Below are 8,316 nucleotides of genomic sequence, written 5' to 3'. Positions count from 1 at the left end.
ATACCGGCCGGCACCGGCCGCGGCGCGCGCAACACCGACTCCAGCGATTCGCTGCCGCACACGCCGCAGCCGCTGCGCCCGTCCAGGTTGCGGCGCCGCGCCTGTAATGCCGCCGCCTGCGTCGGCGGAATCTGCAGGCGCAGGGACACGCCTTCCAGATACGTTTCCACCGCCTCGACGCGCAGCTGCGCCGGCGCCGCGACGATGCCCTCGCTGAGCGAGAAGCCCAGCGCGAAATCCTCCAGGTCTTCCGGCGTGGCCATCATCACCACGAAGGGCGTGTCGTTGTAGGCGAACGCCACCGGCACCTCGGCCGCGACCAGGTCCTGGGCGACCGCAGTGCGCCCGTCGCGGTGGCGACGCACGCCGCGCGCGACCGCACCTGGCCTGGATGACGCACCCGAATACATCGCGACCCTCCGGACTCAGTGGAACAGCACGAACGCATTCTGCCGTGCGACGGGGATGCCGGGGCACTCGCGTCGCTCGGCCGCACCATGGGCAGCGGTGACCGCCGTCGGCGACCGTGCCGCACGCCGGAAGGCCTTCCGCGGCTGCCGCCTCCCCGCGTCAGCCCACGACCAGCTTCATGCGGGCGCCGATCGGACACGCCTTGCTACCCGCCAAGGATGCTACAGCGTCGTGTTGTACACCTGTGAGGGCGGCAGGCCAATCGCCACTGGCAGCGCGGGTGACGCCCTGCCAACCCGACCCACGCACGTGCGGGCCGAAGCGCCGGCCAGCGCCTGGCCCAGCCACACGGTCGCCCGCGCGCGTGGGCACGCTGCCGTTTCCAAGCGCCCGCGCAGGCACACCCAGCGACCCGCGACGGATGCCGCCCCCCTTTCAACAGCCGCGCCCCCACCCGGCTGCGATCGGCGCCGCGGCGCGCGGCAGGCGCGTTTCCTTGTGCGCTGCAAGAAGCCCCAGCGCAAGCCGCGTCGTGGCGACGCACGCCGCCGCCACGTCGCGCTGCCGCCATCACCCGCCGGTCGGGTAGGCTGGCGGCCCCACGTTTGCGAAACCGTCCCATGCCCATCCCGTTCCGCCTCTGCCTTGCCGCCGGCCTTGTGCTGCTCGGCACCCACACCGCCAACGCCGCCGACCTTCCCGCCGATGTGCTGCGCCAGGTGCCGGCCGGCTACCAGCCGCTGGCGCAGTTGCAGGCCGATCTCGATGGCGACGGCCGCGCCGATTATCTGGTCGCGTTGCAGCAGCGTGGCGAGGCGCAGCGCGATCCGGCCCCGGCGCGACCGCTGCTGATCTTCGTGCAGCAGGCCGACGGCCACTTCCGGCTGGCTGCGCGCAACGACCGGGTGATCCTCAAGCGCGACGAGGGCGGCCAGTGCGATCCGTTCACCGATGGCGACGAACCGTTCGCCGCCAAGGGCCGCTACTTCACCGTGCAGAACGGGGTCTCCTGCGGCCAGCACTGGACCGACTTCATCACCTTCCGCTACGACACGCAGCGCAAGCAGTGGTTGTTCCACAAGCGCATCCAGCAGCGCTGGGAGATGAACCCCAATCCTTCGCCCGACGCCGAGGCGCTGGTCAAGGACGGCGACCAGGTGCAGTCGGCCGATCCGCGGCACCCAGTCGCCTTCGCCGATTACCTGCCGCGCTGAGGCGCGGACGCGCCGCGGCGGCGGCACGGCATTGCTACCGAGACACACCGCCCGGCCCGGCGCTGCGCGCATGCCGGACCGGGCACCGGTCGAATGCCGGGTCCGAATACGGCCAGCGCGGGATCGCGGCGAGCGGCACGCTGCGCGCTCCATTCGTTACTGGAGCGCCCATGTCCAGCTTCCGCTGCGTCGGCCTGCCGGCCGCCGCGTTCGACCCGCTGTTCGATCTCGACGACGCACAGCTGCAGGCACGTCACGCGCGGCGCCTCCGCGCCGACAGCGCGCTCGGCTATCCCTGCCGGATCAGCCTGGAGGACGCTCGGCCCGGCGAGGAACTGCTGTTGCTGCACTACCTGCACCAACCCGCGCAGACCCCGTACCGCGCCGCCGGCCCGATCTACGTGCGCCGCCACGTCGCCACCGCCACACCGGCGCCGGGCGAAGTACCCGATGCCATCGTCCGCCGCCTGATCTCGCTGCGCGGTTACGACGCCAGCGACATGCTGATCGCCGCCGACGTGCAGCCCGGCGAACGCATCGCCACCGCGATCGCCTGCGCCTTCGCCGACCCGCAGGTGCGTTACCTGCACCTGCATCATGCGCGGCAGGGCTGTTTCGCGTGCCGGGTGGAGCGGGAGCCGGGATTGGGGAGTCGGGATCGGGGATGAGTGGCTGCGCCGCGACCTGGAACGCCCCCGGCGTTGCAGGAGCGGCTTCAGCCGCGATGAGCACTACCGGAAACGCCCATCGCCGCTGAAGACGCTCCTACGACATCCGCAGCCGCAACCCCGCTTTTCACCAATCCCCAATCCCAAATCCCCACTCCCCGCTACTCACCCAGATTGATCCACGTCGCCTTCATCTCCGTGTACTTGTCGAAGGCGTGCAGCGACTTGTCGCGGCCGTTGCCTGATTGCTTGTAGCCGCCGAACGGGGCGGTCATGTCGCCGCCATCCCAGTAGTTCACCCACACGCTGCCGGCGCGCAGCTTGCGCGCCACGCGGTGCGCGCGGCCGATGTCGCGGGTCCACACGCCCGCCGCCAGGCCGTAGTCGCTGTCGTTGGCCATGCGCAGGGCGTGCGCCTCGTCGTCGAAGGCGATCACCGACAGCACCGGGCCGAAGATCTCCTCGCGGGCGATGGTGTGTTCGTGGCCGACCTCGTCGAAGATGGTCGGCTCCACGTAGCAGCCGCCGGGCACCACCTCCACGCGCTTGCCGCCGAGCAGCAGGCGCGCGCCTTCGGCGTTGCCGCGGGCGATGTAGTCGAGCACGCGGTGGGTCTGGGTCTCGTCGACCAGCGCGCCCATCGCCGCGTCGTCGTCGAACGGATGCCGCGGCTGCAGCGTGCGGCCGGCGGCGACCACGCGTTCGACGAAGGCATCTTTGATCGAACGCTCCACCAGCAGCCGCGAGGCGGCGGTGCAGACCTCGCCCTGGTTGTAGAAGATCGCCGCGGCGGCCGCCTGCGCCGCCTGTTCCAGGTCCGGCGCATCGGCGAACACCAGGTTCGGGCTCTTGCCGCCGCATTCCATGTACGCGCGCTTCATGTTCGACAACCCGGCGCACTGCAGCAGGCGCCGGCCGACCGCGGTGGAGCCGGTGAACACCAGCCCGTCCACGTCCATGTGCAGCGCCAGCGGCTCGCCGGCACCCTTGCCGAAGCCCGGCACCACGTTGAACACGCCGTCGGGAATGCCCGCCTCGGCGACCAGTTCGGCCAGGCGCAACGCGCTCAGCGGCGATTTCTCCGACGGTTTCAGCACCACCGAGTTGCCGGCGGCCAGCGCCGGGGCGATCTTCCACGCCGCCATCAGCAGCGGGAAATTCCACGGCACGATCGCGCCGACCACGCCCAGCGGCTCGCGGGTGATCAGTCCCAGTTCGTCCTGTCCGGTCGGCGCCACTTCGCCGTAGAGCTTGTCCACCGCCTCGGCGGTCCAGGACAGGCAGCGCACCGTCGCCGCCAGGTCCACCGCGCGCGCATCGCGCACCGGCTTGCCCATGTCCAGCGATTCCAGCAAGGCCAGTTCGTCGGCATGGCGTTCGACCAACTGGGCCAACGCCAGCAAGGTCTTCTTGCGCTGCGCCGGCTTGGCCTGCGACCAGTGCCCCGCATCGAAGCCGCGCCGCGCCGCGGCCACCGCGCGGTCGATGTCCGCGGCCTCGCCCTCGGCCACGCGGCCGAGCAGGCGGCCGTCGATCGGGCTGATGCAGTCGAAGGTCTTGCCACTGGCGGCATCGACGTAGCGGCCGTCGATGAAGGCCTGGGTCCGCGGACGCAGCGTGTCGGCCAGCGCCTGCCAGGCGTCGCGGGTGCGGGGTGCGGTCATCGGGAACTCCTGCTGCGGCGGAAGGATCGGAAGCACGCGACGGCCGGCGGCGGCGCGGCGCGCATGCGGCTCAGAATGTGGCCGGCGTATTGGCGCTGACCAGCACCGCGGTCTCGCGGCCGACGTTGCGGAACCGGTGCGGCACCCGGCTTTCGAAATAGTAGCCCTCGCCCGCGCGCAGCACCCGCACCTGGCTGCCGACGGTGATCTCCACCTCGCCGGCCACCACCACCCCGCCCTCTTCGCCGTCGTGCACCAGCATCGCGCTGCCGGTGTCGCTGCCCGGCGGCATCACCTCGCGCAGGATGCACATCTGCCGCTGCGGGCGATGCTGGCCGACCAGGTAGTAGTGGATGCCGTCGCTGCCGACGTCGGGCAGTTCGTCGGCGCGGTAGAACGGCGCATCGGCCTCGCCCGGGTCCAGGTCCTGGGTGAAGAATTCGGCCAGCGAGATCGGGATGCCGTCCAGCACCTTCTTCAGCGAACTCACCGACGGGCTGACCTTGTTCTGCTCGATCAGCGAGATGGTGCTGTTGGTCACGCCCACCCGCTTGGCCAACTCGCGCTGGCTCAGGCCGTGGGCGGTGCGAACCCGATGCAGGCGGGCGCCGATATCCATCGCGAATGGGAACGCCGGTGGCGGTGTTGCCGGATACTTTACACACCCGCCCCGGACGGTCAATTTCGGGCGGCGCGCCCGTGTTGCGGCGCAACCAGGAAAAGCCCGCCCGATTCGCGCGAATTGCGACACCCCGGGTCACACCCGGCGCAGCGCCATGGTGTAAAGTTTTTTCAACATCCCTCGCGTGGAGCCTGCGATGCGCCCTCAGCCGCCCCTCTCGTCCCAGGCGCTGTCCGACCATTACGCCGCGCAGGCCACCCGCGCGCCGGACGCGCTGGAGGCGTTCTGGATGCCGTTCACCGCCAACCGCCAGTTCAAGGCGCGGCCACGGCTGCTGGCCTCGGCCGAGGGCATGCACTATCGCAGCGTGGACGGGCGCCAGATCCTCGACGGCACCGCCGGGCTGTGGTGCTGCAACGCCGGCCACGCGCGGCCGCGCATCGTCGAGGCGGTGGCACGGCAGATCGCCACGCTGGATTTCGCGCCGACCTTCCAGATGGGCTCGCCGTTGCCGTTCGTGCTGGCCGAGCGGCTGGTGGCACTGGCGCCGCCGGGCCTGGACCACGTGTTCTACACCAACTCCGGCTCCGAGTCGGTGGACACCGCGCTGAAGATCGCACTCGCCTACCACCGCGCCCGCGGCGAGGGCCAGCGCACCCGCTTCATCGGCCGCGAGAAGGGCTACCACGGGGTCGGCTTCGGCGGCATTTCGGTCGGCGGCCTGCCGAACAACCGCAAGGCGTTCGGCCCGCTGCTGCCGGGCGTGGACCATCTGCGGCACACGCTCGACCTGGAGCGCAACGCGTTCTCGCGCGGCCTGCCGACGCATGGCGCGGAACTGGCCGAGGACCTGGAGCGGCTGGTGACGCTACACGACGCCTCCACCATCGCCGCGGTGATCATCGAGCCGATCTCCGGCTCGGCCGGGGTGGTGCTGCCGCCGCACGGCTACCTGCAGCGCATCCGCGAACTGTGCGACAAGCACGGCATCCTGCTGATCTTCGACGAGGTCATCACCGGCTACGGCCGCGTCGGCCACGCCTTCGCCGCGCAGCGCTTCGGGGTGACCCCGGACATGATCACCACCGCCAAGGGCCTGACCAACGGCTGCGTGCCGATGGGCGCGGTGTTCGTGTCCCACGCCATCCACGAGGCCTTCGCGCACGGTGCGGCCAACGCCATCGACCTGTTCCACGGCTATACCTACTCCGGCCATCCGCTGGCCTGTGCCGCGGCGCTGGCGACGCTGGACACCTACGCCGAGGAACAGTTGTTCGACAAGGCGATCGAGCTGGGTCCGGTGTGGGAGGAGGCGATCCACCGGCTGCGCGACCTGCCGCACGTCATCGACATCCGCAACTTCGGCCTGATCGGCGCGATCGAACTGGCGCCGCGCAAGGGCGCGCCCGGCGCGCGCGCCTACGAGATCTTCGAGCGCTGCTTCCACGAAGGCGACCTGCTGATCCGCGTCACCGGCGACACCATCGCGCTGTCGCCGCCGCTGATCGTGGAAGCCACGCACATCGAGCGCATCTTCGCGGTGCTGGCGGACATGATCCGCAGCACGCCCTGACCCCTCCCTCACCCAACCCACCGCCCGCGCTCCCCACGCGCCGCGTCTGCCTGGAGAACCGCTCATGCTGGTCGGCGTTCCGAAAGAGATCAAGAACCACGAATACCGGATCGGGCTGACCCCGTCCGGAGTGCGCGAACTGGTGCTGCACGGCCACCAGGTGCTGGTGCAGCGCGGCGGCGGCCAGTCCATCGGCCTGACCGATGCCGAGTACGAGCGCGCCGGCGCACGCATCGCCGAGGATGCGGCCAGCGTGTTCGCGCAGGCCGAGATGATCGTCAAGGTCAAGGAACCGCAGCCGGAGGAATGCGCGATGCTGCGCCCCGGGCAATTGCTGTTCACCTACCTGCACCTGGCGCCGGATCCGCAGCAGGCCGCGGCGCTGCAGCGCTCCGGCTGCACCGCCATCGCCTACGAGACCGTCACCGACGGCCACGGCGGCCTGCCGCTGCTGGCGCCGATGAGCGAGGTCGCCGGGCGCATGGCGATTCAGGCAGGCGCGCATGCGCTGGAGAAGGCGCAGGGCGGCTCGGGCGTGCTGCTCGGCGGCGTGCCCGGGGTCAAGCCGGCGCAGGTGCTGGTGATCGGCGGCGGCGTGGTCGGCATCAACGCCGCACGCATGGCGATGGGCCTGCACGCGCGGGTGACGGTGCTGGACCGCTCGCTGGAGCGGCTCAAGTACCTGGACGAACTCTACGGCCAGCAACTGACCACGCTGTACTCCACCCGCGATGCGATCGAGCAGTGCCTGCCGCACACCGACTTGGTGATCGGCGCGGTGCTGATCCCCGGCGCCGCCGCGCCCAAGCTGGTGTCGCGCGAGCAACTGGCGCTGCTGCGGCCCGGCTCGGTGCTGGTGGACGTGGCGATCGACCAGGGCGGCTGCTTCGAGACCAGCCACCCGACCACGCACCAGCAGCCGACCTACGAGGTCGACGGCATCGTGCATTACTGCGTGGCCAACATGCCCGGCGGCGTCGCCCGCACCTCCACCTTCGCCCTGACCAACGCCACCCTGCCGTTCGTGCTGCTGCTGGCCGAACACGGGCTGCAGGCGCTGCGCGACGACCAGGACCTGCGCAACGGCCTCAACGTGCACGCCGGCAAGCTCACCCACCGCGCGGTGGCGCAGGCGCTGGGCCAGGAGTTCGTGCGGCCGCTGGACGCGCTGGGCTGACGCTGTCCATCCGAGGATCGAGCACGATGCGCGACACCCTGTCCCACTACATCGACGGCCAGCCCGTCGCCTTCCGCGGCGACGAGCACGCCGAGGTCTTCGACCCGGCCACAGGCGCCGTCCAGCGCCACGTGCCGCTGGGCGCCGCGCATGCGGTGGAGATGGCGGTGCGTGCCGCCAGTGCGACCTTTCCCGGCTGGGCGGCGACGCCGCCGCTGCAGCGCGCGCGGGTGCTGTTCCGCTTCCGCGAGCTGCTGGAACGCCGTGCCGACGACGTGGCCCGCTGCATCAGCGCCGAGCACGGCAAGACCGTGACCGACGCGCGCGGCGAAGTGGTCCGCGGCATGGAGGTGGTGGAGTTCGCCTGCGGCATCCCGCACCTGCTCAAGGGCGAGCATTCGCACGACGTCGGCCGCGGCGTGGACGCCTGGAGCGAATACGCGCCGCTGGGCGTGGTGGCCGGCGTCACCCCGTTCAACTTCCCGGCGATGGTGCCGCTGTGGATGCTGCCGGTGGCATTGGCCTGCGGCAACAGCTTCGTGCTCAAGCCCTCCGAACATGCACCCTCGGCGTCGCTGCTCCTGGCCGAATGGCTGCACGAGGCTGGGTTGCCGGCCGGCGTGTGCAACGTGGTGCACGGCGCCAAACCGGCGGTGGACGCACTGCTGGCGCACCCGCAGGTGCAGGCGCTGAGCTTCGTCGGCTCCACCGCGGTGGCCGCCGACCTGTACGCGCGCGGCAGTGCGCTGGGCAAGCGCGTGCAGGCGCTGGGCGGGGCCAAGAATCACCTGGTGGTGCTGCCCGACGCCGACCTGGACGATGTCGCCGACGCCCTGCTCGGGGCCGGCTACGGCTCGGCCGGCGAACGTTGCATGGCGATCTCGGTGGCGGTGTGCGTGGGCGACGCGCTGGCCGATGCCCTGGTGGCCAGACTGGCGCCGCGCGTGGCCGCGCTGCGCCTGGGCGCGGGGCAGGCCGACGCCGGCC

8 protein-coding genes are annotated in these 8,316 nt (G+C 71.2%); 5 read left to right on the top strand and 3 right to left on the bottom strand.

Going from position 1 to position 8,316, the window contains the following annotated elements; genetic code table 11:
• Positions 1–410, bottom strand: a 410-nt coding sequence (locus tag D180_RS07750) for a formate dehydrogenase accessory sulfurtransferase FdhD (protein ID WP_043090624.1), incomplete at its 3' end; no start/stop codon positions are given.
• A 621-nt stretch (positions 411–1,031) separates the two neighbouring features.
• Here D180_RS07750 and D180_RS07740 point away from each other — a divergent pair.
• Together D180_RS07740 and D180_RS07735 are read left to right on the top strand one after the other, a co-directional pair.
• Positions 1,032–1,625: a hypothetical protein gene (locus D180_RS07740; RefSeq protein ID WP_051064790.1), complete on the top strand. Its 594-nt coding sequence runs from the start codon at positions 1,032–1,034 to the stop codon at positions 1,623–1,625.
• 170 nt (positions 1,626–1,795) lie between these two features.
• Positions 1,796–2,293 (top strand): DUF1203 domain-containing protein, encoded by a 498-nt coding sequence (locus tag D180_RS07735; RefSeq protein WP_017912342.1) that lies wholly within the window; start codon positions 1,796–1,798, stop codon positions 2,291–2,293.
• 161 nt (positions 2,294–2,454) lie between these two features.
• Here D180_RS07735 and D180_RS07730 read toward each other — a convergent pair whose 3' ends face one another.
• Positions 2,455–3,957, bottom strand: a complete 1,503-nt coding sequence (locus D180_RS07730) for an aldehyde dehydrogenase (protein ID WP_043090623.1) — start codon at positions 3,955–3,957, stop codon at positions 2,455–2,457.
• Positions 3,958–4,027: 70 nt separating this feature from the next.
• The gene (locus D180_RS07725; protein WP_017912340.1) at positions 4,028–4,576 is read right to left on the bottom strand and encodes a cupin domain-containing protein; all 549 of its coding nucleotides are present in this window, start codon (positions 4,574–4,576) and stop codon (positions 4,028–4,030) included.
• Between the two features lie 199 nt (positions 4,577–4,775).
• On the opposite strand from D180_RS07725, the gene D180_RS07720 reads away from it, so the two are divergent.
• The 3 genes from D180_RS07720 to D180_RS07710 all read left to right on the top strand — a co-directional run.
• On the top strand, positions 4,776–6,152 hold the full coding sequence (locus tag D180_RS07720; RefSeq protein ID WP_017912339.1) for an aspartate aminotransferase family protein: 1,377 nt from the start codon (positions 4,776–4,778) through the stop codon (positions 6,150–6,152).
• Positions 6,153–6,216: 64 nt separating this feature from the next.
• Positions 6,217–7,329, top strand: a complete 1,113-nt coding sequence (ald, locus tag D180_RS07715; protein ID WP_017912338.1) for an alanine dehydrogenase — start codon at positions 6,217–6,219, stop codon at positions 7,327–7,329.
• A 26-nt stretch (positions 7,330–7,355) separates the two neighbouring features.
• Positions 7,356–8,316 (top strand): aldehyde dehydrogenase family protein (locus D180_RS07710; RefSeq protein ID WP_017912337.1); only part of this gene is annotated, 961 nt, incomplete at its 3' end.

This window comes from Xanthomonas sp. SHU 166 (genome assembly GCF_000364685.1).
GTDB classification, from domain to species: Bacteria; Pseudomonadota; Gammaproteobacteria; order Xanthomonadales; family Xanthomonadaceae; genus Xanthomonas_A; species Xanthomonas_A sontii.
The sequence above is the reverse complement of the archived record's forward strand: the minus strand, read 5'-3'. Positions and strand labels throughout refer to the sequence as shown.

Excerpts from the sequence above, each read along its gene's own strand:
- D180_RS07740 (WP_051064790.1), top strand. The coding sequence starts at position 1,032 with ATGCCCATCCCGTTCCGCCTCTGCCTTGCCGCCGGCCTTGTGCTGCTC.
- D180_RS07735 (WP_017912342.1), top strand. The coding sequence starts at position 1,796 with ATGTCCAGCTTCCGCTGCGTCGGCCTGCCGGCCGCCGCGTTCGACCCG.
- D180_RS07730 (WP_043090623.1), bottom strand. The coding sequence starts at position 3,957 with ATGACCGCACCCCGCACCCGCGACGCCTGGCAGGCGCTGGCCGACACG.
- D180_RS07725 (WP_017912340.1), bottom strand. The coding sequence starts at position 4,576 with ATGGATATCGGCGCCCGCCTGCATCGGGTTCGCACCGCCCACGGCCTG.
- D180_RS07720 (WP_017912339.1), top strand. The coding sequence starts at position 4,776 with ATGCGCCCTCAGCCGCCCCTCTCGTCCCAGGCGCTGTCCGACCATTAC.
- ald (WP_017912338.1), top strand. The coding sequence starts at position 6,217 with ATGCTGGTCGGCGTTCCGAAAGAGATCAAGAACCACGAATACCGGATC.